Source organism: Diaphorobacter sp. HDW4A (assembly GCF_011305995.1).
In the GTDB taxonomy this organism is placed as follows: Bacteria; Pseudomonadota; Gammaproteobacteria; order Burkholderiales; family Burkholderiaceae_C; genus Diaphorobacter_A.
Window position 1 is genome coordinate 4,726,548 of record NZ_CP049910.1, and the last position, 26,376, is coordinate 4,752,923.

The 26,376-nt window shown below is 62.8% G+C and carries 24 protein-coding genes; 13 read left to right on the top strand and 11 right to left on the bottom strand.

Features of this window, described 5'->3' with window-relative positions; all coding sequences use genetic code 11:
* Positions 1 to 45: 45 nt before the first annotated feature.
* The 3 genes from mreD to G7047_RS21730 are packed head-to-tail and all read right to left on the bottom strand — an operon-like array spanning position 46 to position 2,685.
* On the bottom strand, positions 46 to 564 hold the full coding sequence (gene mreD, locus G7047_RS21720) for a rod shape-determining protein MreD (RefSeq protein ID WP_166312203.1): 519 nt from the start codon (positions 562 to 564) through the stop codon (positions 46 to 48).
* A gap of 49 nt (positions 565 to 613) precedes the next feature.
* A complete protein-coding gene (gene mreC / locus G7047_RS21725) occupies positions 614 to 1,585 on the bottom strand; it encodes a rod shape-determining protein MreC (RefSeq protein WP_166309998.1) in 972 nt (323 codons plus the stop codon).
* Between the two features lie 56 nt (positions 1,586 to 1,641).
* Entirely contained in the window at positions 1,642 to 2,685 is a 1,044-nt protein-coding gene (locus G7047_RS21730) for a rod shape-determining protein (protein WP_166309999.1), read from the bottom strand.
* A gap of 484 nt (positions 2,686 to 3,169) precedes the next feature.
* Here G7047_RS21730 and gatC point away from each other — a divergent pair, with 484 nt between their 5' ends.
* The 3 genes from gatC to gatB all read left to right on the top strand — a co-directional run bounded on the left by gatC (position 3,170) and on the right by gatB (position 6,548).
* A complete protein-coding gene (gatC, locus tag G7047_RS21735; protein WP_166310000.1) occupies positions 3,170 to 3,469 on the top strand; it encodes an Asp-tRNA(Asn)/Glu-tRNA(Gln) amidotransferase subunit GatC in 300 nt (99 codons plus the stop codon).
* Positions 3,470 to 3,590: 121 nt separating this feature from the next.
* On the top strand, positions 3,591 to 5,069 hold the full coding sequence (gene gatA, locus G7047_RS21740) for an Asp-tRNA(Asn)/Glu-tRNA(Gln) amidotransferase subunit GatA (protein ID WP_166310001.1): 1,479 nt from the start codon (positions 3,591 to 3,593) through the stop codon (positions 5,067 to 5,069).
* Between the two features lie 24 nt (positions 5,070 to 5,093).
* Positions 5,094 to 6,548, top strand: coding sequence for an Asp-tRNA(Asn)/Glu-tRNA(Gln) amidotransferase subunit GatB (gene gatB / locus G7047_RS21745; RefSeq protein WP_166310002.1), 1,455 nt, complete (start codon positions 5,094 to 5,096; stop codon positions 6,546 to 6,548).
* Between the two features lie 50 nt (positions 6,549 to 6,598).
* On the opposite strand, the gene G7047_RS21750 is transcribed toward gatB, so the two are convergent.
* Positions 6,599 to 7,417 (bottom strand): hypothetical protein, encoded by an 819-nt coding sequence (locus tag G7047_RS21750; protein ID WP_166310003.1) that lies wholly within the window; start codon positions 7,415 to 7,417, stop codon positions 6,599 to 6,601.
* A gap of 32 nt (positions 7,418 to 7,449) precedes the next feature.
* Complete coding sequence (locus tag G7047_RS21755; protein ID WP_166310004.1) at positions 7,450 to 8,556, bottom strand: GGDEF domain-containing protein; 1,107 nt, start codon at positions 8,554 to 8,556, stop codon at positions 7,450 to 7,452.
* A gap of 222 nt (positions 8,557 to 8,778) precedes the next feature.
* On the opposite strand from G7047_RS21755, the gene G7047_RS21760 reads away from it, so the two are divergent.
* The 4 genes from G7047_RS21760 (at position 8,779) to G7047_RS21775 (ending at position 14,000) form a co-directional block, all read left to right on the top strand.
* Entirely contained in the window at positions 8,779 to 9,300 is a 522-nt protein-coding gene (locus G7047_RS21760; RefSeq protein WP_166310005.1) for a YcxB family protein, read from the top strand.
* 497 nt (positions 9,301 to 9,797) lie between these two features.
* Positions 9,798 to 11,063 carry a molybdopterin-dependent oxidoreductase gene (locus G7047_RS21765; protein WP_166310006.1) on the top strand — a complete coding sequence of 422 codons (1,266 nt, stop codon included), beginning with the start codon at positions 9,798 to 9,800 and terminating at the stop codon, positions 11,061 to 11,063.
* A gap of 14 nt (positions 11,064 to 11,077) precedes the next feature.
* Positions 11,078 to 11,449, top strand: a complete 372-nt coding sequence (locus G7047_RS21770; RefSeq protein ID WP_166310007.1) for a cytochrome c — start codon at positions 11,078 to 11,080, stop codon at positions 11,447 to 11,449.
* A gap of 406 nt (positions 11,450 to 11,855) precedes the next feature.
* On the top strand, positions 11,856 to 14,000 hold the full coding sequence (locus tag G7047_RS21775; RefSeq protein WP_166310008.1) for a bifunctional diguanylate cyclase/phosphodiesterase: 2,145 nt from the start codon (positions 11,856 to 11,858) through the stop codon (positions 13,998 to 14,000).
* 33 nt (positions 14,001 to 14,033) lie between these two features.
* Here G7047_RS21775 and G7047_RS21780 read toward each other — a convergent pair whose 3' ends face one another.
* Both G7047_RS21780 and pyrE read right to left on the bottom strand, forming a co-directional pair.
* The gene (locus tag G7047_RS21780; protein ID WP_166310009.1) at positions 14,034 to 14,729 is read right to left on the bottom strand and encodes a DUF4124 domain-containing protein; all 696 of its coding nucleotides are present in this window, start codon (positions 14,727 to 14,729) and stop codon (positions 14,034 to 14,036) included.
* A gap of 60 nt (positions 14,730 to 14,789) precedes the next feature.
* Positions 14,790 to 15,491, bottom strand: a complete 702-nt coding sequence (gene pyrE / locus G7047_RS21785; protein ID WP_166310010.1) for an orotate phosphoribosyltransferase — start codon at positions 15,489 to 15,491, stop codon at positions 14,790 to 14,792.
* 10 nt (positions 15,492 to 15,501) lie between these two features.
* On the opposite strand from pyrE, the gene G7047_RS21790 reads away from it, so the two are divergent.
* Together G7047_RS21790 and G7047_RS21795 are read left to right on the top strand one after the other, a co-directional pair.
* Positions 15,502 to 16,305: an exodeoxyribonuclease III gene (locus G7047_RS21790; RefSeq protein WP_166310013.1), complete on the top strand. Its 804-nt coding sequence runs from the start codon at positions 15,502 to 15,504 to the stop codon at positions 16,303 to 16,305.
* A 211-nt stretch (positions 16,306 to 16,516) separates the two neighbouring features.
* Positions 16,517 to 17,476 (top strand): alpha/beta hydrolase, encoded by a 960-nt coding sequence (locus tag G7047_RS21795; protein ID WP_166310015.1) that lies wholly within the window; start codon positions 16,517 to 16,519, stop codon positions 17,474 to 17,476.
* On the opposite strand, the gene G7047_RS21800 is transcribed toward G7047_RS21795, so the two are convergent.
* From G7047_RS21800 to G7047_RS21810, 3 genes are read right to left on the bottom strand one after another with little or no spacing between them, the layout of a single operon-like run.
* Positions 17,458 to 18,504 (bottom strand): phosphotransferase, encoded by a 1,047-nt coding sequence (locus G7047_RS21800; protein WP_166310017.1) that lies wholly within the window; start codon positions 18,502 to 18,504, stop codon positions 17,458 to 17,460. The two genes, G7047_RS21795 and G7047_RS21800, sit on opposite strands and share 19 nt — an antisense overlap.
* The gene (locus G7047_RS21805) at positions 18,501 to 19,271 is read right to left on the bottom strand and encodes an SDR family NAD(P)-dependent oxidoreductase (RefSeq protein ID WP_166310019.1); all 771 of its coding nucleotides are present in this window, start codon (positions 19,269 to 19,271) and stop codon (positions 18,501 to 18,503) included. The genes G7047_RS21800 and G7047_RS21805 overlap by 4 nt, the downstream gene beginning before the upstream one ends.
* Positions 19,268 to 20,455 carry an acyl-CoA dehydrogenase family protein gene (locus tag G7047_RS21810; RefSeq protein ID WP_166310021.1) on the bottom strand — a complete coding sequence of 396 codons (1,188 nt, stop codon included), beginning with the start codon at positions 20,453 to 20,455 and terminating at the stop codon, positions 19,268 to 19,270. Before G7047_RS21810 ends, G7047_RS21805 begins: the two co-directional genes overlap by 4 nt.
* Before the next feature lie 226 nt (positions 20,456 to 20,681).
* On the opposite strand from G7047_RS21810, the gene G7047_RS21815 reads away from it, so the two are divergent.
* Positions 20,682 to 21,377, top strand: coding sequence for a GntR family transcriptional regulator (locus G7047_RS21815; RefSeq protein WP_166310023.1), 696 nt, complete (start codon positions 20,682 to 20,684; stop codon positions 21,375 to 21,377).
* On the opposite strand, the gene G7047_RS21820 is transcribed toward G7047_RS21815, so the two are convergent.
* The gene (locus G7047_RS21820; RefSeq protein ID WP_166310025.1) at positions 21,374 to 22,780 is read right to left on the bottom strand and encodes a PLP-dependent aminotransferase family protein; all 1,407 of its coding nucleotides are present in this window, start codon (positions 22,778 to 22,780) and stop codon (positions 21,374 to 21,376) included. The genes G7047_RS21815 and G7047_RS21820 overlap by 4 nt on opposite strands.
* Before the next feature lie 197 nt (positions 22,781 to 22,977).
* On the opposite strand from G7047_RS21820, the gene G7047_RS21825 reads away from it, so the two are divergent.
* The 3 genes from G7047_RS21825 (at position 22,978) to G7047_RS21835 (ending at position 26,324) form a co-directional block, all read left to right on the top strand.
* A complete protein-coding gene (locus G7047_RS21825; protein WP_166310027.1) occupies positions 22,978 to 24,267 on the top strand; it encodes a hydroxymethylglutaryl-CoA reductase, degradative in 1,290 nt (429 codons plus the stop codon).
* Positions 24,268 to 24,430: 163 nt separating this feature from the next.
* Positions 24,431 to 24,919 carry a hypothetical protein gene (locus G7047_RS21830; RefSeq protein WP_166310029.1) on the top strand — a complete coding sequence of 163 codons (489 nt, stop codon included), beginning with the start codon at positions 24,431 to 24,433 and terminating at the stop codon, positions 24,917 to 24,919.
* Between the two features lie 22 nt (positions 24,920 to 24,941).
* Entirely contained in the window at positions 24,942 to 26,324 is a 1,383-nt protein-coding gene (locus tag G7047_RS21835) for a tripartite tricarboxylate transporter permease (RefSeq protein ID WP_166310031.1), read from the top strand.
* Positions 26,325 to 26,376: the final 52 nt, after the last annotated feature.

Consider the following 26,376-nt stretch of genomic DNA (forward strand, 5'->3'; position numbering starts at 1 on the left):
CGTCGCAGTCCATAGAGGGCCAACGGGAAATGCCGCACAGCCGCGTCACAGCGGACGGTTCTCGTCCGGATCCGGCGGGCGTCGCTGCGGAGCCAGCAGAATCCATGAAGCGATCGGCCACAACACCGCTTCGAGCGCAGGTGCAATCAGACCTTCGACCCCCGGCAAAGTTCCTCCGGAGATCACGCGCAAAAGCAGCTCGATGGCGTGAGCGCCAAGGAACAGCGGCACCATCTGAAGCGCCTGCAGCCACACATTGAACCACAACATGCGGCGGCTGGACATCTGTGCCGCGAACATCAACAAGCAGTACACCAGCGCGTGCTGACCCATGAGCGCCGACTGACTTACGTCCATGCACAGGCCGAGGATGAAGGCCACGCTCATGCCCACGCGCTGCGGCTGGTGAATGCCCCAGAACGCGAGCAGCACCATGAGCCAGTCGGGTGTCCACACAACGCGCCCGAGCGGGAGAATATTGACAGCAAGCCCGATGAGGAAGCTCGCCACGATGAACACCGGGCTGACCGGCAGCAGCAATTGCTGGCCCTTGGGCATCATGATGAATGGCCCTCCGAATACCACGCCGACAATGGCTGCATCAACCTGGTCATCATGGACGACCTCCCGCTGCCGCACGTCCCGGCAGATCTCTTGCCTTTGCAGGCTTTTCCACCTTCCCGGACTTCGGTGCGGGCACTTCGGCCTCAACCTCGGCGCGCACGCCATCGGTAAGCGGTTGCAGCACCGTCACATATTGCGCGCCCGTCATCTGGGCGAGCGGCTCGCAGTAGATGCGCGAAAACGAGGAATCGGCGCGTTTCTCCACCTTGATGACCTTGGCCACCGGCAGGCCTGCCTGGTAGACGCCATCCATGCCACTGGTGCTGAGCATGTCGCCCTCCTGCACATCGGCGTTGCTGGGCATGAAACGCAGTTCCATGCCACCACCATGCATCATCACCGGATCGCCATAGGCCACGCCGCGCGTGCCCGTGCGCATGTTGCGCACTGGAATCGCCTGATCGCGGTCGATCAACAAGGTGACTTCGGACGACAGCGGAAACACCCGCGTGACCTGCCCCAGCACGCCCGAGGCATCAATCACCGGTGAGCCCGGCAGCACGCCCGCCACCTGCCCCCGGTCGATCACCACGCGACGCGTGTAGGGATCAGCCGCGTCGTAGACCACCTGCGCGGCCATGCCCGGCGCCTTGACACGGTCACGCAGCTCCAGCTGCTGACGCAGCTGGGCGTTTTCCTGCAGGAGCAGCTCGACCTGATTGGCCTGCCGGGACATCGCCGCCATGCGCAATTGCGCCTCGTCCCGGCCCTTCTGCGCGTCTTCCAGCGACTGGAAGTACCCCGCGCCGCCACGCGCGAGCTCCACGGGCTTGAGCATCAGCCACTGGATGGGCATGAGCACCGTGGCAATGACCTTGCGCACCGGCTCGGTAACGTGAAAACGGGCATCCGCCACCATCAAAAACAGCGCCAAGGCGCTGTAGAGAGTCAGGCGAGCGAGGAGGGACGGACCATGCTTGAAAAGCGATGGTGCCTTTCGGTCGAGTGTGCCTAGTGGCATGACCTGCTCCGTGCTCCTGCGCTATCAGCCACCGCCACGCTTGCTCGCTCTTTCGATCACTCGTTGGTGAAGATGCCGCCGTGGCGATCCATGCGCTCCAGCGCAATACCGCAACCGCGCACCACGCAGGTCAGCGGCTCTTCGGCAACCAGCACTGGCAGGCCGGTTTCCTCGGCCAGCAGACGGTCGAGGTCACGCAGCAGCGCACCGCCGCCGGTCAGCATCATGCCGCGCTCGGCGATGTCGGCGCCCAGCTCGGGAGGCGTCTGCTCCAGCGCATTCTTCACGGCCGAGACGATCTGGTTGAGCGGCTCAGTCAGGGCTTCCAGCACTTCGTTGCTGGAGATCGTGAAGCTGCGCGGCACACCTTCGGACAGGTTGCGGCCTTTGACTTCCATTTCCTTGACCTCGGAGCCGGGGAAGGCTGAGCCAATCTGCTTCTTGATCGACTCGGCAGTCGGCTCGCCAATCAGCATGCCGTAGTTGCGGCGGATGTAATTGATGATGGCTTCGTCAAACTTGTCACCACCCACGCGCACAGAGCCCTTGTAGACCATGCCGCCCAGCGAGATCACGCCCACTTCGGTCGTGCCTCCGCCGATGTCGACCACCATCGAACCCGATGCTTCCGACACCGGAAGGCCTGCACCGATGCCGGCTGCCATGGGCTCTTCGATCAGATCGACCGAAGTGGCACCAGCGGCTTCTGCTGCGTCGCGAATCGCGCGGCGCTCAACTTGTGTGGACCCGCAGGGCACGCAAATGATTATCCGGGGGCTCGGTGTGAGCACCGAGCGCGGATGCACCATCTTGATGAACTGCTTGATCATGTTTTCGGTGATCACGAAGTCCGCGATCACGCCGTCCTTCATCGGACGGATGGCTTCGATGTTGCCTGGCACCTTGCCGAGCATGGCCTTGGCCTCACGACCCACGGCCTGGATCACTTTCTTGCCATGCGGTCCGCCTTCATGGCGGATGGCAACCACGGAAGGTTCGTCGAGGACAATGCCCTTGTCACGGGCGAAGATCAGGGTGTTGGCGGTGCCCAGATCGATGGCGAGGTCGGTGGAGAAGTACCGACGGAAAGCTCCGAACATTCAAGAATCCTCTCAGGCACGGCAAGCACATCGGCGTGTCGTCGCCAGGAAATACGGGGTGGATATTGGCCTTTTTCACACAATGACCAACAGCGCGGAGGGTATTGCGGCGAAGCTGGAATAATACCGCATCACCTGTGAATAACTTCTGTCAAAACTGCTCTGAACTGGGGTTTACACACGGTTTCTTTGCAGATAGCGCACCCGGCAGTTGTCATCAATTGTTTCAAACATCCATCAAACGCTCAGCAAGAGTCAAACAACGCTGTCAATACGCTGAAGCAAGGGTCTCGCACCTGACCTGACGCGGCCTCGCGATTGCCGGTTTGTCCGAGGTGCCATAGCGGCCTTGGACGGCGAGCCTTCAGGCCTCGCGCGCAAAGGCAGGATAATAGACAGCTTCCCCTGCACGCATCCGCCGTCTGGTCATTGCCCTTGCAACATGACCTCCCGATGCCAGGGTCGACTTCCCTCACAGATTTCTATGGCACTGACACACGAAGACATTGCCCGCATTGCCAATCTGGCGCGGCTGGAACTCAACGAAACAGAGAGTGAGCGCATGCTCACGGGACTCAATCAGTTCTTCGAAGTGGTCGAGCAGATCTCCGCCGTGGACACCTCGGGTGTGACGCCGCTGGCGCATCCCGTGGCGACCATTCAGGACATCCAGCTGCGCCTGCGTGACGACGTGGTGAGCGAGCCCAACAACCGCGAAGCCAATCAGAAGAGCGCACCAGCCGTGGAGAACGGCTACTTCCTCGTGCCCAAGGTGATCGAATAACGCCGCGCGCGCCACCGCCTGAACCCCTTCAGATTCCGGCGCGACGCGGCAGACCGCTCACAAGCACAGCAACAAACAGCGCCCTGCCCGTCCGCCACTCACCCGAACGAGATTCTCAAGCATGAGTACATCCACCACTGATCTGCACGATCTGAGCCTCGCGCAACTGGCCGCCAAGCTCAAGGCCCGCGAGGTTTCCTCCGTCGAGGCCGCGCAGCATTTCCTCGCTCGTGCCAAGGCACAGAGCGATCTGGGCACATTCGTCCACATCAACGAAGACGTCACCCTCGCCCAGGCCAAGGCCGCCGATGCCGCAATTGCCGCCTGCAGCGCCGCCAAGCTCGCGGGTGTGCCGATTGCGCACAAGGACCTGTTCGTCACCAAGGAATTCCCGACGACAGCTGGCTCCAAGATGCTGACCGGCTACCAGTCGCCTTTCGACGCGACCATGGTCACCAAGCTCGCTGAAGCAGGCTGCGTGACGCTGGGCAAGCTCAACATGGACGAGTTCGCGATGGGCTCGGCCAATGAAAACTCCGCCATCGGCAAGGTGCTGAACCCCTGGGACAAGACCCGCGTTCCCGGCGGCTCCTCGGGCGGCTCGGCCGCTGCGATTGCTGCGCGCCTCGCACCCGGTGCCACCGGCACCGACACCGGCGGATCGATCCGTCAACCCGCATCGTTCTGCGGCATCACCGGCATCAAGCCGACGTACGGCCGCGCCAGCCGCTACGGCATGATCGCGTTCGCATCCAGCCTCGACCAGGCAGGCCCGATGGCCAAGACCGCCGAAGACTGCGCGCTGATGCTCTCCGCCATGTGCGGGCCGGACCCAGATCGCGATTCCACCAGCCTTGACACGCCCGCCGAAGACTTCACGCAGAAGCTGAACGATTCGATTGAGGGCCTGCGCATCGGCATCCCCAAGGAATTCTTCGGCGACGGCCTGTCTGCCGACGTGCGCGCAGCTATCGACGGTGCATTGAAGGAATACGAAAAGCTCGGCGCAAAATTAGTGCCCATCACGCTGCCACGCACCGAGCTGTCGATCCCCGTGTACTACATCATCGCGCCAGCCGAAGCCTCTTCGAATCTGAGCCGCTTTGACGGCGTGAAGTTCGGCCACCGCGCCAAGGACTACACCGACCTGCTCGACATGTACAAGAAGACCCGCGCCGAAGGCTTTGGCGACGAGGTCAAGCGCCGCATCATGATCGGCGCCTACGTGCTGAGCCACGGCTACTACGACGCCTACTACCTGCAAGCCCAGAAGATCCGCCGCATGATCGCCGACGACTTCCAGGCCGCGTTCAAAGAATGCGATGTCATCGCCGGCCCCACCGCACCGACCGTTGCATGGGCCCTTGGCGGCAAGAGCGACCCGCTCGCCGCCTATCTCGCCGACATCTACACCCTGCCAGCCTCGCTCGCAGGCCTGCCCGGCATGAGCGTGCCCGCCGGTTTCGGTGAAGGCGGCATGCCCGTGGGCCTGCAGCTCATCGGCAATTACTTCGGCGAAGCGCGCTTGCTGAATGCGGCGCACAAGCTGCAGCAGGCCACGGATTTCCATCTGCGCCAGCCTGCCACCGCCGCAAAGTAAATCAGCAGGAAGGACCACAAGAACATGACCGAAAAAACCATCAAGCTGATCAACGGCTACGAAGTGGTGATTGGCTTTGAAACCCACTCCCAGCTCGCCGCGCAGTCCAAGATCTTCAGCCGCGCCAGCACAGCCTTCGGCGCCGAGCCCAACACGCAGGCCTGCCCGGTCGATCTGGCGCTGCCTGGCACGCTGCCGGTGATGAACAAGAAGGCCGTGGAATGTGCGATCAAGCTGGGCCTGGCGCTCGGCTCGCACATCGCGCCCGTGAGCATCTTTGCGCGCAAGAACTATTTCTACCCCGATCTGCCCAAGGGCTACCAGATCAGCCAGTTCGAGATCCCCGTCGTGCAAGGCGGCGAGGTGAGCTTCTTCGTCGGCGACGAAAAGCGCACCGTGCGCCTGGTGCGCGCCCACCTGGAAGAAGATGCGGGCAAATCCGTGCACGATGAGTTCATCGGCCAATCCGGCATCGACCTGAACCGCGCCGGAACGCCGCTGCTCGAAATCGTGACCGAGCCCGACATGAGCAGCACCGAAGAAGCGGTTGCATACGCGAAAGAGCTGCACAAGATCGTCACCTGGATCGGCATCTGCGACGGCAACATGCAGGAAGGCTCGTTCCGCTGCGATGCGAACGTCTCGGTGCGCAAGCCCGGCCAGCCGCTGGGTACGCGCCGCGAGATCAAGAACCTGAACTCGTTCAAGAACATGCAGATCGCGATCGACTACGAGATCCGCTGGCAGATCGAAGAAATCGAAGACGGCCGCAAGATCCAGCAGGCCACCGTGCTCTTCAACCCCGACACCGGCGAAACCCGCGCCATGCGCACCAAGGAAGACAGCGCCGACTACCGCTACTTCCCCGACCCGGATCTGCCGCCGCTGCACGTGGCCACCGATTGGATCGAGCGCGTGAAGGCCGACATGCCCGAGCTGCCCCGCCACCGTGCAGCACGTTTCGTCGAGCAATACAGCCTGCCCGAATACGATGCCACCACACTCACGCAGAGCCAGGGCATGGCCGACTATTTCGAAGCCGCCGCCAAGGTCTGCGAACAACCCAAGCTCGCCTCGAACTGGGTCATGGGTGAAATCTCGCGCCGCCTGAACATCGAGGAAATCGCCGTCGAGCAGTCCAAGGTGAGCGCCGAACAACTGGGCGCGCTGATCAAGCGCATCCAAGACGGCACCATCAGCAACAACGCAGCCAAGCAGGTCTTCGAAGCGCTGTGGACCGGTGAAGGCTCGGACGTCGATGCAGTGATCGAGGCCAAAGGCCTCAAGCAGATGAATGACACTGGCGCGCTGGAAAAGATCATCGACGAAGTGATCGCCGCCAACCCCGTCAACGTGGAGCAATACCGCGCCGGCAAGGACAAGGCGTTCAACGCGCTCGTCGGTCAGGTGATGAAGGCGTCCAAGGGCAAGGCCAATCCGGGACAGGTGAACGATTTGCTGAAGGCGAAGCTGGTTTAACCGCTGGCTGAGATCTGATGTGATTCAAGCCTCCCTCGGGAGGCTTTTCTTCATCTTTCACGCAGTTTGATCGCTTCGCAGTCGCGCTTTTTTTCGGCCAGCAGACAAATCATCCGTTCGTCATCCACACCCACATAGCCGATGGATGACTCCGTGCCGGTAGCCCCATCGGGATAGGTCACGAGAACCCGGCCCCTGTTCTGCGGATCGGGGCGCACGAGCATGGCCATGTCTTCGGCGACTTTGAACTCCAGAATCAGCGAGCCGGATGCGGACGGGTTCAGATCCGGCGGAATGAAAAGCGATCTGGCGCGCAGGTGCAGAGTGTTTTTCGCCAGGTCGTCATCGACGGCGATCACTGGAAACCAGATCCGTGACACGCGCACGTTCGGGGTAGTGACGGCATTCTTGCTGGAGCGAAAAGTGAACGTCGTTCGATGGGAAAGCAACTCCTGCCCATGGACCAACGCGTGACCGCTGGTGTACTTGAACGAGGTCTCGAGAGACACCAGCTTCCACCCGCAACTGCCACCGGCATCGATGGCGAAGCGGGCCTTGTAGGCGTCGCTTTCGGGTTCTCTGACGAGGTCGATCTTCTCGAAGTTCAAAGCGCGCATCATCGTTGTGCCGCTCTGCGACTGGCCGCCCACGCCGTAGCTTCTGGACTCCTTGCATTGCTCCGATTCGTATTGCAGCGTGACGGGCTGGGGAGTGACGCCGTTTCCGGCCTTGACGATCAAGGTCAGCCAGCGGGCATTCACCGCCGGGCTTTGCGTGCGATCGGCTTTGTGCTCCTGTTCCGACGCGACGGTGCAGCCGGCCAACAGGGCGCCCATCATCATCAGGAGAAAAGCGGATTTTTTCTTCATACGTGATCGCTGCGGATGAATGAGAGAAAAGCTTACCCGAAAGCCGCCACCTGGTTGCGCCCCGCGCGTTTGGCTTCGTACATGGCCTTGTCGGCCAGCGGTTGAATCTGGTGAATAGTGGCGACAGCGGTGTCGCCTGCGCTTGACCAGGTGAGGCCGATGCTGGCGGTCACATGCAGTGAATGGCCGTCGAAATGCATTTCCTGCGCTTCGATGCTGGCACGGATACGCTCGGCCACTGCATTGCAACCATCCAGCGTGGGGTCTGTCAGGAAGATGGAGAACTCTTCGCCTCCGACGCGGCCGAGCTGATCGCTTTCGCGCAGACAGCCTCGCAGGATCTGGGCGACCTGCACCAGCACGCCGTCGCCTGTGGCGTGGCCGTAGTTGTCGTTGACATACTTGAAATGGTCCAGATCGACGAACAACACGGCATAGTTCAATTGGTGGCGACGGCACAGGGCCAGTTGCCGGTTGCACTGCTCGTAGAACGCGGCGGCGTTCAGCGTGCTGGTCAGACCGTCGTGCGTGGACAGCCACAGGAGGCGCTCGTTGTAGTAGGCCATGCGGTTGAAGAAATGGTCGAACCGCGAGACATAGATGTGACCGAGCACGGCGCTGGCCGCAGAGGTGAACCAGACGGTGAGCACCGCGTTCGGGAAGGCTGTCAGATCAACGCGAGAAAGCAGGAAATGCGATGAGGCGATGGCCACAGCAAAGGCCACCCAGCCCCACACCCGGCCTGTCATCATGAACACGCCAACGATCAACAGCATCGACCACATCGGCAGCAGCGGGTCGGGTGGCAAGGCCATTCCGGCAGTGCAAAGGGTCAGCCAGAACAAGGTAGCCGTCAGCAGGCTGCCGAGTTGAATGCGCCGAGGATGGGCCCTGAGCCACCGCCACAGCAGCAGATTGGCGACGATGGCGCAGCCCCAGCAGATGACGACGAAGGCCAGAAAGTCCGCCCCCGCCGAGGTGACGCAGAACACTGCGATGAGCGCAAGATTGAACACCACCGCGCTGAGTGCGATGGAGATCAGAAAGCGATGCTGGAAGGCCAGCAAGCTCTCATCTTCGGCATGGACGGGGTCGCCATAGAGGAATCGCTGCAGGGCTGCTCGGGATGCGCTGGGCATGGACGGTTGCGGTGGACCTGAGAAGTTGGCGGTTTGTGTTTGCGCCAGGTCCCTCTGCTTGCCGGTGTGTCCCGGCTGTGTGCTGGCCCGACGATTGGATCAGAAAGTCGCGTCTTGTTTAAATATGTATCAAAATAATACCCGATTCATTGATAGCGATCACCTACTATCAAAACACATCAACGTTGCCCACTGCGAGATTCGCCCCGCCATAATGCGTCCATGTCCGTGATCACCTATCAAATCTCTGAAGACGATTACGCCACCGCACAGCGGCTCTACGCGCAATGCGGCAATGGTGCGAGCCGCTACGCGAAGTACGCGCTGGTGGTCATCGGCGGGTTGCTGTTCGTCATGGGCCTGTATCTGAAGCATTGGGGGCTGATGCTGGGCAGCATCGTCTATGCGGCGATGCCGTGGTGGATCGGCCGCTTGCTTGGCGAGCCACTGGCGCGGCGCCAGTACCGGCGCTACCCGGCCATGCATGCGCAGCAGACGCTGTCGCTGCTGGACGACGAGAGCGGCGTGCGGCTCACCTCGAGCCTCGGCGAATCCCGTGTGACGTGGAATCTGATCATCCATTGGGGCGAGAACGACCGCTATGTGCTGCTGTTCCTGCAGCCGCGCATGTATTTCATTGTGCCCAAGCGCGCCGATCCAGAGCAGCAGGTGATCCCCCGCCTGCATGCACTCCTACGCAAACATGTGGGCGAGCCACGGCATTCAACGAACACGCAGCGCTGAACAACGGGCTGCGGCAAAGGAACTCTCGAGAGAGACCACGCCGAGCAGGAAGAAGGAAGTGCTGCCGCTACACACGCAGCAGCACCGCAATCCGAATCGCCGATCCACCCAAGGACGCCCAATGCGCCTCCAGCTGGACTTGGTTGCCCGTATGTGGGAGATACGCAACCAGTTAAAGACAATTCAATTTGAAAATTGATTGTACAAAACTATTTATAGACTCCGTATCTCCAGCGGTTGCGTTAAGCATTGTTTGTAATGTGAGCGTCGCACGCAGGGAATGAGATCAAGCGATTGACTCAATAACGCCTACCTAGATTTTCCAATTTCATTCATGCGTCAGTCCAAAAACTGCGTGCTATCTTGCGCAGGTCGGGAGCTGCAAGCGGTGTGAGCAATGCGTTTGCGGGTCCGACAAGGACCGTACGGGGCTGCAGCTTTTGGCCACCGATCGATCGCCCACTCAACAAAAATCATTCCAACAACGGAGACACGCGATGAATCCATCCGACCTTCCGCACGCCAGCCCCCGCTCCACCCGCCGCAGAATCCTCAAGTCGTTGGGGGCCGCCGGTGCCGGAGCAGGACTGCTGAGCCCCAGCATGCACGCCTGGGCCACCACCGACTCACCCACGCCCAAGACCATCACCTTGCCGTTCGCCAATGGCGAGCGCGAGATGGTGACTTTTCCTCAGAAGCGCCCGCTGATCCTGCAGACCAGTCGTCCGCCGCAGCTCGAGACGCCGTTCGAGGTGTTCAACGAAGGCCTGCTCACACCGAATGACGCCTTCTTTGTGCGCTACCACTGGAGCGGCATTCCCACCGACATCAAGGCCGAAGACTTCCGCGTGAAGGTCACCGGACTGGTGGACACGCCGCTTGATCTGTCGTTAGCCGCGCTCAAGCAGTTTGGCGAGCCAGTCAGCCTCGTGGCCGCGCACCAGTGCTCGGGCAACAGCCGTGGCTTCTTCGAGCCACGCGCCAATGGCGGCCAGCTCGGCCACGGTGCCATGGGCAATGCCAAGTGGACCGGCGTGCCGCTCAAGCGCGTGCTCGAAAAAGCTGGCGTGAAAAAGGGCGCGGTGCAGGTGAGCTTCAACGGCATGGACAAACCACCCATCGATGGCGGGCCAGATTTCGTGAAGGCGCTGGACATCGATCACGCACTGGATGGAGAGGTCATGCTGGCCTGGTCGATGAACGACAAGGATCTGCCCATGCTCAACGGCTATCCGCTGCGCCTCATCGTGCCCGGCTACTACGGCACTTACTGGGTCAAGCACGTGAACGACATAGAGGTGCTGGACAAGGTGTTCGACGGCTTCTGGATGGCGACGGCCTACCGCATTCCGGCCAATCCCTGCGCCTGCACCCCTGCGGGCAAAGGGCCGACCAAGACCGTACCGATCAACCGCTTCAACACGCGGTCGTTCATCACCAGCGTGCAGGACGGCGCCAAACTCAAGGCGGGCAAGGAGATCGTCCTGCGCGGCATTGCCTTCGATGGGGGCCAGGGCATCGCCGAGGTATCGGTGTCCACCGACGGCGGCAAGACCTGGCAGTCGGCCACGCTGGGCGAAGAGCTGAGCAGATATTCGTTCCGCGAATGGAGGACCGCGTTCAAACCGATGAAAAAGGGCTCCTATGAACTCAAAGTACGCGCCGTGAACCGCGCCGGGCAGGGCCAGCCACTCGAAGCACTCTGGAATCCCGCAGGCTACATGCGCAATGTGGTGGAAACCGTTCGCGTGTCAGCGGTGTAAGGGAGCAGGACATCATGACCACATCCAACCGACTGAAGTCCCTGATCCGCACTATCACTGTGCCTATCGCCCTGCTCGCCGCTGTCTGCGGCGCGGCCCACCCAGCCATGGCGCTGGAGATCGACCTGCCCGCCGAAACCGCGCTCTACAAGCAAAGCGATATGCCAGGCTACACCCTGACCTTGCAGAACTGCCTGATGTGCCATTCGGCGCAGTATGCGCAGTACCAGCCGAAGACCTCGCCACGTAGTTACTGGGAAGCAACTGTCAAAAAAATGAAACATCCGTTTGGAGCTCCCTTCCCAGAAACGGACATTCCAGCCATGGTGGACTACCTCACCAAGACCTACGGAGCTGAGAGTTCGACGGCAGCAACCACCAAGTAACCCCCTCCCCCGGGGGGGAGCCAATGGCTCTTGCAAGGCCACCAGAAATCACCCAATGGCCCCGAGCTGCAGGCCGCCAGGCCTGATCTGGTGGTCTTTTCGCTGTAACGGCAGCCGCGCATGTTGCCCGGCTGCCAAGCCTGATTTGGGTGTCCGGCAACCTGAATGACGTTTACGCTTAGTTTTTGCTGAAACCTCGCCTATATTTCCGAGTTGATGAAAAAGTGGTGAGTATTTGCGAGTTTCCGTTTGCCAACGGAATTTCCGCGTCAATCAAAAAATTACAAAAACAATTGACACCGATTGATCAATAGTAGAATTAAAACTAACATCTGTTGCATCGATACTGTGGATGCCACTTTCTCATCTCCAGTTCGCCAAACTTCCTTGCAACGGAAAGCCATTCATGAGTCAGCCAACTCCACTCAAGCCAGTCACCGGGGGGAAAAAGACCGCCCGTGCTGCCTCAGTGCCCGCTGCGGTGGCCAATGAGGGGACGGCGGAGCTCATGCACAGAACCATGGATTGCCTTCCACATCTGATCTGGGTGGCGGGCCACGCGGACCGGCCCGGTTGGGGCAACGCCGCTTGGCGCAATTACACCGGGGACAACACGTCCAATTGGTTGGACGCAGTGCATCCCGAAAGTGCCGCACGTCTGGCGAGTCTCTGGACCGAGATGCTCAAAACGCAGGTTGGTTTTCAGGAAGAACTGCGCATGCGGGCGGTCGATGGCAGTTTTCGCTGGTTTCTGGTATCCGCACTGCATCATGAAGCTCAGCAACACTGGTACCTGAGCGCCACCGACATCCATGAGCGCGTGCTCGCGCGACAAGCACTGGTGCGCAATCTCGGCATGCAGGAGAAGATGCTGGACGCGAGCGTCGACTGCATCAAGATCGTCAATCCCGACGGCACGCTCGCCCATATGAACCTCTCGGGCTGCAAGGCGCTGGGTGTGTCACCCGACTCCGGCTTTGGCATGAAATGGTTGGAGCTGCTGCCGCCCGAGATTCACGCAGCGGGTCTGCGCGCTTTCCGACAGGCGCTGCGTGGCGGCAATGCGCGCTTTTCCGGCAAGAGCGTGGTGCCCGGAAAGCAGCCGCAGTTCTGGGACAACATTCTCACGCCGGTGCTTGACGACAACGGCAAGACCATGAGCATCCTGTGCGTCTCGCGTGACGTGACGCTGCAGCAGCTCGCCGAAGAGCGACTGCGCAAGGCCAACGAGGTTGATGAACTGACCGAACTGCCCAATCGCCGCGCTTTCCAGGAGGCGCTGCGTCCAGCCCTGCTGCGCGCGCGCGAAAAAGGCAGTGGTGCCTTGTTGATGCTGGTCGATCTTGATCACTTCAAGCACCTCAACGACACGCTGGGTCACGCGGCGGGGGACCACCTGCTGCAGGTCATGGCGCGGCGCATTCAAGGTTGCTTGCCCGATTCCGCCTTCGTGGCGCGCATCGGCGGCGATGAGTTCGCCATCGTCTTGCAGGACGTAAAGGATGACGACGCCGTGATGCGCATCGCCCACCGCGTCATGTTGCAACTCGACCCTCCGATCAACTACGCCAGCAAGCGCATCAACGGCAGCATGAGCATCGGCTGCGCGCTGTACCCGCGCGACGCGCGCGACCCCATGGTGCTGATGAGCAATGCCGACGCCGCCCTCAACGACATCAAGGTCAATGGCCGCGGCGGCGTGCGTATCTTCAACGCCGAGATCATGCGCCCGCTCGAAGATGAGGCCGTGCAGATGGACCAGGCCCGCCGCATCCTGCGCGACGGCACGGTGCGTGCGTACTACCAGCCCAAGGTACGCTTGCTGGACCGCAAGCTGGTAGGCCTCGAAGCGCTGCTGCGCTCGCAAGACGTCGAGCATGGCGGACTGCAGATGCCCGGCACCGTGCAGGCGGCCTTCCTCAACTACGACTTGGCGACCCGCATTGCCGACGCGCTGCGCGCCAAGGTAATGGCCGACATCCTGAACTGGCAGCACGCTGGTCTGACGCTGGTGCCGGTATCACTCAACGCCGCCCCGGTAGAGTTCATGCGTGACAACTTTGCCGAGCGACTGCTCAAGCAGATCGAGAAAGCGGGTGTGGACCCAACGCTGATAGAGCTCGAAGTGACCGAGCAGACGCTCGATGATCGCGGCTCGGCCTTTGTGACGCGCGCGCTTTTGCAGCTCAAGCAAGCGGGCATACGCGTGGCGCTCGACGATTTCGGCACAGGTCATTCATCACTCACCCGACTGAGAAACTTCCCTGTGGACTGCCTCAAGATCGACTCCAATCTGGTGGGCAATTTCGGCAGCGATCCTGCCATCACTGCCGTGGTCAATGCCATCGGTCACATCGGCGCAGACCTGTCGCTGGAACTCGTGGCCGAGGGCATAGAAACGGAAAAACAATGCCAGTCGCTGTTGGCTGCGGGATTCGAAATCGGTCAGGGCCATCTGTTCAGCCGCGCGGTCAATGCCGATGCGATCACAGCGCTCCTGACATCGGAGCAGGCCCTCTGGGCGCCCGTGCGAGCCTCTGCCGCCGCCTGATGCGAGCGGCCAGCAACTCCTGAGTCAACAGAATCAGCGTGAAGTCGGTGCGGGCCTGGTAACAGATGCGCCGCCCGCAGGCGCTGCCACGCTGCCCAAAGCGGCATTGCCGGCGGCCGCGCGCTCGGCCGCCCACAGCTCCTTGAGCTGCACCAGCTCGGTGTCGAAACGTTGTTGCACCTTGCGCTTTTCGTCCTGCTGCGTGGCGATGTAGCGCTGCTGCTCGGCGATGTCCTCTTCGTTGTCCGTAATGCGCCGCTGCACCTTGGAAGGGGCCTTCTTGGGATCATTCTGGTAGAACTCGAGCTCGGTGTTGATCGCCGCGCGGTCAGAGCGCAGCTGCTCGATGCGCTTGTAGGCGATCTGGATCAAGTCGTTAAACACCGCAAGCGCCGTAACGCGTTCGGCATTGTGCGTGGCTTCATCAGGGTAACGCGTGATCAGTGCGCGCTCGCGACGGCGCTGGTCGGCCACCTTGGACTTCTGCTCTGCATCCGCACGGCGCTGCGCATCCTGCGCGGTGCGCTCGTTCTCGGTCAGCGTGGGGCCGATGCGGCGGCGCTCGGTGCCAGTCTTGTCCAGCACTCGCTGTTCACGGTCGATGCATTCAGGGACAGGACGGTCGGAAGTGATGCGTCGGCCATTTTTGTCAACACAGGAATACACGGCATTCTGCGCGGCCACGGGAGCGACCACACACACAAAGCCGACAATAGCCAGCGCGCCCATGAAAAGTTGACTTGCAGCCGCTTTCAATCCGTCCCCTTCATTGCCTCACATGATGGATGCTCAATGGTCTCCGACGCCGTACCGCACGCGATAGGCCAGAACCCGCTCGTGATGTGCCTTCATTTCGTCGCCACCACCACTTGCCGACAGATACTGCAATAAGTCTGCCAACTTTGCGATAGTACAGACCTGCATTCCCAACTCGCCTCGCACGTACTGCACGGCACTATGGTCCACGTCGCGGCCATTCTCTGTGGCTTTTTCCTGGCGGTCCAGTGCAATCGCGATAGCGTGTGGAGTAGCGCCCGCAGCGTTGATCAGCGCGATCGACTCTCGCGCGGCGGTTCCAGCCGACATCACGTCGTCGACGATCAGCACGCGGCCCTTGAGCGGCGCGCCCACAAGGGTGCCGCCCTCGCCATGATCCTTGGCTTCCTTGCGGTTGTAGGCAAACGGCACGTTGCGGCCCTGGCGAGCCAGCTCGACGGCCACCGTGGCCGCCAGCGGGATGCCCTTGTAGGCGGGGCCAAAGACCATGTCGAACTCCATGCCACTGGCCAGAATGGCTTTTGCATAGAATTCGGCGAGACGGCCCATTTTTGCGCCATCATCGAACAGCCCCGCATTGAAGAAGTAGGGGCTCATCCGCCCGGCCTTGGTTTTGAATTCTCCAAAGCGCAAAACGCCGGATTCCACTGCAAATTGCACGAAATCCAGCGCCAGCCGGGTCTGTTCTGCCGTTTGATCGCTCTTGCTCACCATGAATTCTTCCTTGTTCAAATTAACCAGTCTCAACCTCAACGGCATTCGCTCCGCCGCGTCCAAGGGCGTGGTGGAGTGGCTGGAGGAAACTCGTCCGGATTGTATTTGCGTACAGGAAATCAAGGCTCAGGCCGCTGATATTGCCGACAAGTTCGAGTCGATTGGCGAGCTCAAGGGCCATTTCCACTTCGCCGAGAAGAAGGGCTACTCGGGCGTCGGTGTCTACACCCGCCACGAGCCCAGCGACGTCGTGATCGGCTACGGCTCGGGCGAATTCGACGCCGAGGGCCGCTTCGTCGAAACCCGCTTCGACACGCCCAGGCGCAAGTTCTCGATCATCAGCGCGTATTTCCCGAGCGGCTCCTCAGGCGATCTGCGTCAGCAGGCCAAATTCCGCTTTCTGGCCGAATTCCACCTGACGCTGATGAAGCTGAAGGCCGAGCGCGAGTTCATTCTCTGTGGCGACGTGAACATCGCCCACCAGCAGATCGACCTGAAAAACTGGCGCAGCAACCAGAAAAACAGTGGCTTCTTGCCAGAGGAGCGTGAGTGGATGACAAAGTTGTTGCACACAACTGACCCAACCGGTGGTCTGGTGGACGTGTATCGTCAGCTTCAGCCCGACACCACTGACAGTTGTTATACATGGTGGAGCAATCGCGGCCAGGCCTACGCGAACAACGTGGGCTGGCGCCTGGACTACCACCTGGCCACCCCGGCCATCGCGGCGCTCGCGCGGACCGAAGAAATCTACAAGGCGAAAAAATTCTCCGATCACGCGCCGATCACCATCGGCTACGAAATGAAGGTCTGAAAGGAAACGCCCCCCTGAGCCGCTTCGCGTCTTCCCCCCGCTCTCGAAACGCGTTGCATTTCGGGCAGGGGGACACCGCCAGCGCGGCGGGGCGGCCCTTGCGCGGCGGTTGCTGGCCTGGACCATGCTCATTCGAGTACCTGAGGTCATTGCATACGCTGCCGGAAACCAATCAAGAGCGATAATGGATGAGATAAATTCTCATCCTCAAATGACTCAACTTCCCCGCGCCCGCCTTTCGCGCCGTGGCCTGCTGGGGCTGGGCTCGGCGTCCCTGCTGCTCAGCGCCTGCGCCGCTCCCGACATGAACACATCCGCCGCCTCCGCCCCCAACGCCCTGCGCGACGCGCCGCCCGTGCAGATTCCGGGCAGCCGCCAGCTCGACATGCGCGATGCGGCCAGCGGGCGGGTCTGGCGGGTCTTCGTCCAGGTGCCCGATGCGCCAGCGCCTGCGGGCGGCTATCCGGTGCTGTATCTCCTGGACGCCAATGCGAGCTTCGTGACGGCGGCGCAACTCGCGCGCAACACCGGCAACCGCCCGGCGGGGCTGCGCAAAGACCCGTTGATGGTGGTCGGCATTGGCTATCCGATCGACGGCTCCATGGACCAGATCGCCCGCAAGCGTGACTACACGCCGCCCCCGGTCATGGAAGAGGGCTCGGGCGGCGCAGAGGTGTTTCTCGATTTCATCGAATGCCAGCTGCAACCGGCGCTGCGTTCCGCCTGGACCATCGACCCCGCACGGCAGACGCTGTTCGGCCATTCGCTCGGCGGCCTGCTCGCCATTCATGCGCTGACCACCCGCAACCAGCTGTTCTCGCGCTACGCGGCGGCCAGTCCGTCGCTCTGGTGGAACGGCGCGCAGGCGCTGGGCACCGCAGAAAAGTGGATCGCGAGCGGCGCACCCACCACTCAACCAAACATCATCGTGCAACTGCGCGTCGGCTCGCGCGAGCGCACCAAACGCAAGGAAAGCGATCCCGCGCGTGCAGCCAAAGCTGCCGAGCGGCGCATGAACGAGCATGTGGAAACACTGGCCGAGCGCCTGTCCGCGCTGCAGCGCCCGCAACTCGAGGTCGACAGCCAGGAGCTGTCTGGCCTCGACCACGGCAGCACGCTCGCGCCCGCCCTGATCGACGCCATCGCCCTCGCTCAGCGCGAAGCCATGTAGCGCTCTGCCGCCTGCCAGCCGAGGTCGGCCAGCGGGCCCGCCTTGCGCCCGGTCTCCACCGCATCGTCGGCCGTCGCATTGCCGTCGGCCGCGCGCTGAGCGATGCCATGCAGGATGGCGGCCATGCGAAACAGGTTGTAGGCGATGTAAAAATCCCAGTGCCCCGCCGCATCGCGGCCGGTGGCGTCGCCGTACCACTTCACGTACTGCTCTTCCGACGGGATGCCGAGCTTGGCAAGATCCAGCCCGCCAATGCCGCGCCACAGGTCGTGCGGAATGCGCCAGCCCATGCACTGGTACGACAGATCGGCCAGCGGATGGCCCAGTGTCGACAGCTCCCAGTCAAGCACGCCGATCACGCGTGCCTCGGTGGGGTGGAAGATCAGGTTGTCGAGCCGGTAGTCGCCGTGCACCAGCGTGGTCTCGTCGCCTGCGGGCAGATTCTCGGGCAGCCAGTCCATGAGCTTGTGCATGGACTCGCTCACCGGCAGCGTCGATTCCTTGCACTGCCTCGTCCAGCGCGCGATCTGACGGCCGATGTAGTTACCTTCCTTGCCGTAGTCGGCAAGGCCCACCGCCTTGTAATCGACCGCGTGCAGACCAGCGATCACGCGGTTCATCTCGCGGTAGATCGCCAAACGCCCGGCGTTGCTCATGCCGGGCAACGACTGGTCCATGAACACGCGACCGTCCAGAAACTCCATCACGTAGAACGGCGTGCCGATCAGGTCCGTGTCCTCGCAATAGTCGAGCATGCGCGGCACCGGCACGCCGGTATCGGCCAGCGCCTTCATCACGCGGAATTCGCGGTCGATGGCGTGCGCCGAGGCGATCAGCGCTCCCGGCGGCTTTTTGCGCAGCACGTAGTGGCGGCCATTGCCTGCGTCGATGCGGAAGGTCGGATTCGACTGCCCACCCGCAAGCACGCGCACCTCAAGCGGATGCTGTGCATCGGCAAGCCCCTTGCCTTGCAGATACGCCCAAAGCGCTTCGGCAGGAAGCGTGGTGTTGGTGTTTTTTTCGCTCATAGTCCGCTCACCAAATGTGCACCGTCCACTGCAACGGCGGAGCCCGACATTGCCGCTCCCGCGTCAGATGCAAGCAGCAACAGCGGCCCATCTAGATCGCTCAGCTCGCTGAAACGGCGGCTTGGAATGCGCATGCGCAGCTTCTCGCCCTGCTCGCTCGTCAAAAAGTCGCGGTTCAGATCGGTGATCACATAGCCCGGCAGCAGCGCATTCACGCGGATACGAAAGCGCGCGAGTTCCAGCGCCATCGCCTTGGTCGCCTGAATCACACCGGCCTTGGAGATCGCATAAGGCGCCACGCCGCCGCCCACGCGCTCGCCGAGGATCGAAGCCACGTTGACGATGGCACCGCCCTTCTTCGCGGCCACCATGCGACGTGCGGCCTCGGTTGCGACCAGCCAATTGCCCTTGAGATTGGTATCGATCACGCTGTCGAAATCTTCCTCGGTCTGATCGAGCAGCGCGCGCGTCACGGTCACGCCCGCGTTGTTGACGATCACGTCGGGAACGGCCCATTCACCAATCGCATCGAAGCAGCTTTTCACGCTCGCGCCATTGCTCACGTCAAGCGAAAACGCACGCGCTTCGCCGCCGCTTTTCACGATGCCGTCGACCACCGACTGCAGCTTGTCCGCACGCCGCGCGGCCACTGCCACCTTCGCGCCGTTGGCCGCCAGCATCTGCGCGAAATGCGTGCCGAGACCGCTCGACGCGCCGGTCACCAGCACGAGCTTGTCCTTGAGGCTGAACTTGTCCGTCGTGCTCATGCGTGTGCCTCCGCAGCCGCTTTTTCGGCCATGTGCACCAGCTTGCGCGCCATGCTCCAGCGGTGCACTTCGCTCGGGCCGTCATAGATGCGGAAGGCGCGCATGTCACTGAAGATGCGCATCACCGGCGTCTCACCTGTCACGCCCATGCCGCCGAGCATCTGCACGCAGCGGTCCACCACGCGCCATTCGGCTTCGGAGCAGATCACCTTGGCGCGGCTCGATTCGTAGTTGCCCTTTTCACCCTGATCGAGCAGCCATGCCGTGTGCCAGATGTTCATGCGCGCGGAGTGCAGATCCATGTCGTTGTCGGCCAGCATGAAGCCCACGCCTTCGTGCTCGGCCAGCGGCTTGCCGAAGGCCTGGCGCTTGCGCGTGTATTCGAGCGCGACCTCGTGTGCGCGGCGCGCCTGGCCAAGCCAGCGCATGCAGTGCGTGAGCCGCGCGGGTGCCAGTCGCACCTGCGCGTAACGAAAGCCCTTGCCGATCTCGCCGAGCACGTCGGCCTCGGGCACACGCAGATTGTCGAAACGCAGCACGCCGTGGCCGCCGGTGAAGCACGAGTCCATCGCGTCCATGCTGCGCTCCAGCACGATTTCGGGGCGGTCCATGTCGGAGAGGAACATCGTCGCCGAGCCGTCCTCCATGCGCGCCATGATGATCACATAGTCCGCGCCCTCGGCGCCGGTGATGAACCACTTCGTGCCGTTGATCACATAGTCGCTGCCATCCTTGACCGCCGTGGTCGCGAGCATCGACGGATCGGCACCTGCCCCCGGCGACGGCTCGGTCATCGCAAAGCACGAGCGCAGCTTGCCTTCGACCTGCGGGCGCAGCCAACGCTCTTTCTGTGCGTGCGTGGCGACTTCTTCCATCAGGTGGATGTTGCCTTCGTCCGGTGCATGAATGTTCATCGCCGTCGGGCCGAGCCAGGAGTAACCTGCCTCCTCGAACACCACCGCCTTCTCGACGTGTGTAAGTCCCATGCCGCCCAGTTCTTTCGACGCATGTGGCGTCAGCAGCCCGGCGTCGCGCGCAAGGCCCACCAGCTCGCGGCGCAGCTCCTCGCTCGGACCATGCGTGGACTGGCGCGGATCGCGCTCCAGCGGAATCACCTGCTCGGCAATAAAGCGCCGCGTTCTGTCACGCAGCACGCGCAACTCGGGGGAAAGCGAAAAGTCCATGAATTCTCCTCGGGGAAACAGTGGGCCGGCATCCTGAGCCGTTCTTCACGACAACACAGATTGTTCAACAATATTGAAACACACCCACCGATGACTCACTATCCTGTTGGCGACAACCCGGCGCATCGGACAAGACCTCCAACGCCGGGTTCTGGCATATTCCCTACCCATTACGGGCTGCCGACTCAGGCATCGCCCGGTCCACCTCATTCGGCACAAGCATCCCATGGCGCGCACCCAGACCGAGCAAGCAGACGAGCAGACAACACAACAGGAAGGCCGCAGTGACAGTGCCTCTGGCAGTGTCTTCTACGGCATCATGAAAGGGCTCGAAAACCAGTCGTTCGTGCCCGGCCAGCGGCTCGTGGAAGTGGATCTCGCCGCGCAATACGGCGTGAGCCGCAACTCGGTGCGCGAGGCCCTGCAGCGCCTCTGCGCAGAAGGCGTGATCGAACTCTCGCGCAACAAGGGCGCGGCGATCCGTTCGCTCACACTGAAGCAGACGCTCGAAGTGCTCGACGTGGCCGAACGCATGACCGGCCTGCTCGCGAAAAGCGCCGCACAGGGCATCGCCGACGGCCAGTCGCCCGAGCCCATCACGCAGGCCCTGCGCGAACTCGGTCTCGCCGACCAGGCCAACGACAGCGAAGCCTTTGCGCGCGCACGCCGCAGCCTCTATCGCGCATTCCTCGTCGCGAGTGACAGCCAGGAAATGCGCCGCCTGTTCCCCTCCATCCAGATGCCCATCGTCTACGCTCAGCACCGCCCGGCCACACTGCAAAAAGTGCGCATGCGCGACTACCAGACCATGAGCGAGGCGATCCTCGCGGGCAACGCAGCGGCGGCGGACAAGGCGGGGATGGCGCATGTGCAGAACGTGCGGGCGGCGATTGTTCGCCAGCACGAAGCGCGCACGGGCTAGGTTTTTGTGCTCCCCAGCAATTCCCCCACCGCCTTCTGAAACCTCGGATCCAGCATTGCCGGCACGTTGCAGCGCGACCAGGCCGACGGTGCCGACGAGTCAAGATGGAACACCCGGCCCGGTGCCATCTTCACGCCGTGGGGCAGCAGCGCTTCGGCGAACTGCAGCGAGTCCTCGACGCCCGGAAACTTCACCCACAGATACAGCGTCTGCGCGTTGCGCGCGAAGACCTCGCAGCCTTGCGCGTCGAGCCACTGCTGGGCCTGTTCGGTGGCGGCGCCGAGCTTCTGGCGCAGCTTGACAAGGTGGCGTTCGTAGCGGCCCTCGCGCAGCATCACGTCGACCATCCGCTCGCAGTATTCCGAGCCGCTCACGTGGATCAGCGCCTTGAGATCGGCCAGATCGTTGGCGAGCGCGGCGCTGCAGGCGATGTAGCCCACGCGCAGCGCGGCCGAGAATGATTTGGAAAAACTACCCACGTAGATCGTGCGCTCAAGCTGGTCGAGCGTCGACAGGCGCACGGCAGAGGTGGGCTTGAAATCGGCGAACGGGTCGTCCTCGACGATCACCAGATTGTGGCGCTCGGCGAGCTGCAGCAAGCGATAGGCCTTGGGCACGCTGAGGTCCGAGCCCGTGGGGTTATGCGCGAGCGACTGGGTGAAGAACAGGCGCGGGCGCTCGTTGACGAGGATGCGTTCGAGCGCCGCGAGATCGGGGCCGTCGGCCTCGCGCGGCACGCCAATCACGCGCGCTCCCGCAAGCTTGAGTTTGCCGAACAGCAGGTAGTAGCCGGGCTCGTCCACCAGCACAGTCGCACCAGGCGGCACGAAGTAGCGGATCACCAGATCGAGCGCGTCGTTCGCGCCGTGCGTGAGCACCAGCTGGTTCGGTTGCACGGCCAGCTCCAGCACGCCGAGCTTGCGCACCAGACTCTCGCGCAGTGGCGTGTAGCCAAAGCGGTTGCCGTAGCGGAACAGCGAGCCCAGCCCGGTGCGTACCACCTTCTGGTAGTAGCGGTCCATGCGCATGTCGGCCAGCCATTCGATGGGCGGAAAACCATCGCCCACCGCCGCCACCTCGGGCTGGGTGATGAGCTGCTCGCGCGCGAGCCACACGGTGTCCATCGCGCGGCCGAGCTGGCCACTGTCCTCGTCCACTGCGCGGGGCTTGCGCAGTTGCTGCGACACGTAGAAGCCCGATCCCCGGCGCGGCTCGATCATGCCGCGCGAGACCAGCAGGTCGAACGCCGACACCACGGTGTTCTTGGCGTAGCGGTGCAGCTGCGCGAGCTCGCGCAGCGACGGCAGCTTGTCGCCGGGCTGGTAGACGCCGTCGGTGATCTGCTGGCCGATCAGATCCGCCAGTTTGTCCGCAATCGGTGCGGAGCGCCGTGCCTCGCTCATGGGTGTGTGTCTCCGTCCATCGGGTGAATTCTCGCGTCGTAGCGACCCGCCACCCGGGTTTTGCACCGAAATGCTGCACTGCAACGAGACTGTTTGTGCAAACTGTACCTTTTTATAAAGGTACAGTTTCAATACAGTCGGACCAACTGTTTGAAATCGCCCCCTTTTGGGGCGGTGCCTACCCGGACTTTTCACCCATGGCCATCGACTCCCGCCTCCCCAATTTCCGCGCCCTCAACCCCGCCCAACGCTGGGACCATGTGGCCAATGCCTGCAACCTGAGCGCCGAAGAACACGCGCTCATCGCCAACCCCGGCGCGCTGCCGATGACGCTGGCCGACGGCATGATCGAGAACGTGGTCGGCACGTTCGAGCTGCCCATGGGCGTGGCCGGCAACTTCCAGATCAACGGACGCGACGTGCTCGTACCGCTGGCCGTGGAGGAGCCTTCGATCATCGCCGCCGCCTCGTACATGGCCAAGCTAGCCCGTGAAGACGGCGGCTTCCAGACTTCGAGCACCCTGCCGCTGATGCGCGCGCAAGTGCAGATCCTCGGCGTGAACGATCCCTACGGCGCGCGCATTGCGCTGTTCAAGGCACGCGATGAAATCCTCGCGCTCGCCAACAGCCGCGACAAGGTGCTGATCGGTCTTGGCGGCGGTTGCAAGGACATCGAGGTCCATGTGTTCCCGAGCACGCCGCGCGGCCCCATGGTGGTGATGCACCTGATCGTCGACGTGCGCGACGCGATGGGCGCGAACACTGTCAACACCATGGCCGAATCGGTGTCGCCGCTGATCGAGAAGCTCACCGGCGGCTCGGTGCGCCTGCGCATCCTGTCGAACCTGGCCGACCTGCGCCTGGCCCGTGCCCGCGTGCGCGTCACCGCCCAGACGCTGACCACCAAGGAGCGCAGCGGCGAGGAAATCATCGAGGGTATTCTGGACGCCTACACCTTCGCGGCCATCGATCCCTACCGCGCGGCCACGCACAACAAGGGCATCATGAACGGCATCGACCCGGTCATCGTCGCCACCGGCAACGACTGGCGCGCAGTGGAAGCCGGCGCGCACGCCTACGCCTGCCGCAATGGCCACTACACCTCGCTCACCACCTGGGAGAAGGACAACAGCGGCGCGCTGGTTGGCACCATCGAGCTGCCGATGCCCGTGGGCCTCGTGGGCGGCGCGACCAAGACGCACCCGCTGGCGCGTCTGGCCCTCAAGATCATGGACGTGAAGTCGGCGCAGGAGCTTGGCGAGATCGCCGCCGCCGTCGGCCTCGCGCAGAACATGGGCGCTCTGCGCGCTCTTGCCACCGAAGGCATCCAGCGCGGCCACATGGCCCTGCACGCACGCAACATCGCGCTGGTCGCGGGGGCTGTGGGTGAAGAAGTCGAGCAGGTCGCCAAACGCCTGGCCGCCGAGCACGACGTGCGCACCGACCGGGCCCTGGAAGTGCTGGCCGAGCTGCGCGCCAAGAGCTGATCTCCCAGCACGGCTATCCATGAGGTGAGCGCCGGACCCGGCCGGGCAGCGCTCGCCTTTGCGATTCTTTCGCCCATCCTTTCCATCCCCAAAGATCGCGCACGCAAGGCAAAAGCCCGACATACGCGCATCGGGCATCGCCATGCCCGCAGGAGACAAACACATGACACCCAACCCACCGTCCGAGCGCCGCGAGCGCTGGCATCTGGCTGAAGTCTGGGGCGACACGGTCGACCTCAGACACCTCGTCTGGGCCATCCTCATAGGCACCGGCATCAGCGTGGCGGGCTACTTTCTCGCGTCGCGCTGGCTCACATCGTTCGTCGAATCCAAACAGCTCGCGCAAGCCTACGCCATGCTCGCGGGTCTGGCCGGATGCATTCTGGCGGGCGTGATCTGCGCGCGCCTGTTTCCGCCCAAGCGCGAAGTGACCGAGCTCGACATATCCACCGACCCCGTGTGGCGTGCCGAAGTGCTGGCCGAGCTGGAGAAGCAGCCCGGCGGCCTTGGCACCGTGGCCGATCTGCCGCCCGCCGTGGTCAGCGAGCTCAAGGAACTCAAGCTCTATGAGCTGTTCGCCGCGCCCGCTGCCACCACCGCCTCAACCTCTTCATCCTCCTCGTCCAACGGCTCCCGTTCGGCGCACCATTGATCGCATAGCGGAGTACCAACAGATGGATCCCGTCCTCATTGAACAAATCGGCGTTGCCGCCGCCATGGGCCTGATCGGCGCCGTGGTCTTCGCGGCCATTGGTCTCGTCTCGGGCACCGATGAAACCACCACGCTCGCGCCGCTCACGCTGCTGGTCGTGCTGCTGGGCGTGCCGCCCGCAGGCGTCTTCACCTTCTTCCTGGCTGGCGCCGTCGCCAAGCACATGACGCACGCGGTGCCCACCGCGCTGCTCGGCATTCCGGGCGACACGCTCGCCACGCCGCTACTACAAGACGCGGACCTGCTGCGCAAGCTCGGCGTGCCGCACATCGCCCTGCGCAAGATGATCTCCGGCGCCATCATTGCCGCCTTCGTCGCCGTGCCGCTGGCCGTGCTGTTCGCCGTGATGCTCGCGCCGTTCGGCCAGGCCATCACCAAGACTGCGCCGTGGATTTTTCTGTGCGCCGCGCTGCTGATCGCCTACTTCTCCAAGGGCCGCTGGGCCGCCGTCGCGCTGCTGATTCCGTTCGTCGTGGTGATCATCGCGCTGCAAACGCTGACCGCCAAGTACGACACCAAGCTCAGCATCAGTTACTTCCTCGGCATCGCCATCGGCCCGCTGATCGCCGACCTGTTCACCGTGATGTCCCCGCAGGGCCGCGAGCGCATGAAGCGCGACAAGGTGCGCCAGTTCAACCTCGCACCTGACGTGAAGGGCTGGTCGGGCTACTTCCCCAACCCGTTCAAGGTGATCGACAAGACACAGACACGCTGGACGCTGGTCACCGCTGGCATCTCGAGCGCCACCTTCGTGTTCAGCCCGGTCGCGATGACCGTGGTGCTCGGTGAACTGGTCGGCTCGCGCATCAAGCACGCGTATCACCGCCTGACCACCGTGCTCGCCGCGCGCAACGGCGTGACCGAAGCCACCTACATCGCCGAGGCGCTGATCCCGCTGATCGCCTTCGGCCTGCCGCTAAGCCCCGTCGCCGCTGGCCCTGCCGCGCCGCTGTTCAATGCGCCACCGCGCTTCACCGTGGACGCCGCCACCGGCCAGACGCACAACCTGCACAACCTGATGAGCCACTGGGAGTTCCTCGGCTACGGGCTGCTCGCCGTCGCACTGGCCGCGCTCGTGTCGTATCCGTTCGCAATGAACTACGCCCGCCGCGCCGCGATGTTCGTCTCGCGCAAGGTCAGCCACGAAGCCATCATCGCCACCTTCGTCGGCCTGATCATCGTGATCAGCGTCTGGGAAGGCGCGCTGCTCGGCCTGCTGGTGATCCTGACCATGGGCCTCATGGGCGGCCTGCTGTCGCGCAACTTCGGCTTCAACACCGGCGTGCAATTCATGGGCTATTACACGGCCGTATTGAGTGTGCCTGCGCTGATCAAGTTGTTCTGATCCCGCTTTCGTAGTGCCTCAAGGCCGATTCCGCTGATGGCGGTCTCGGCCT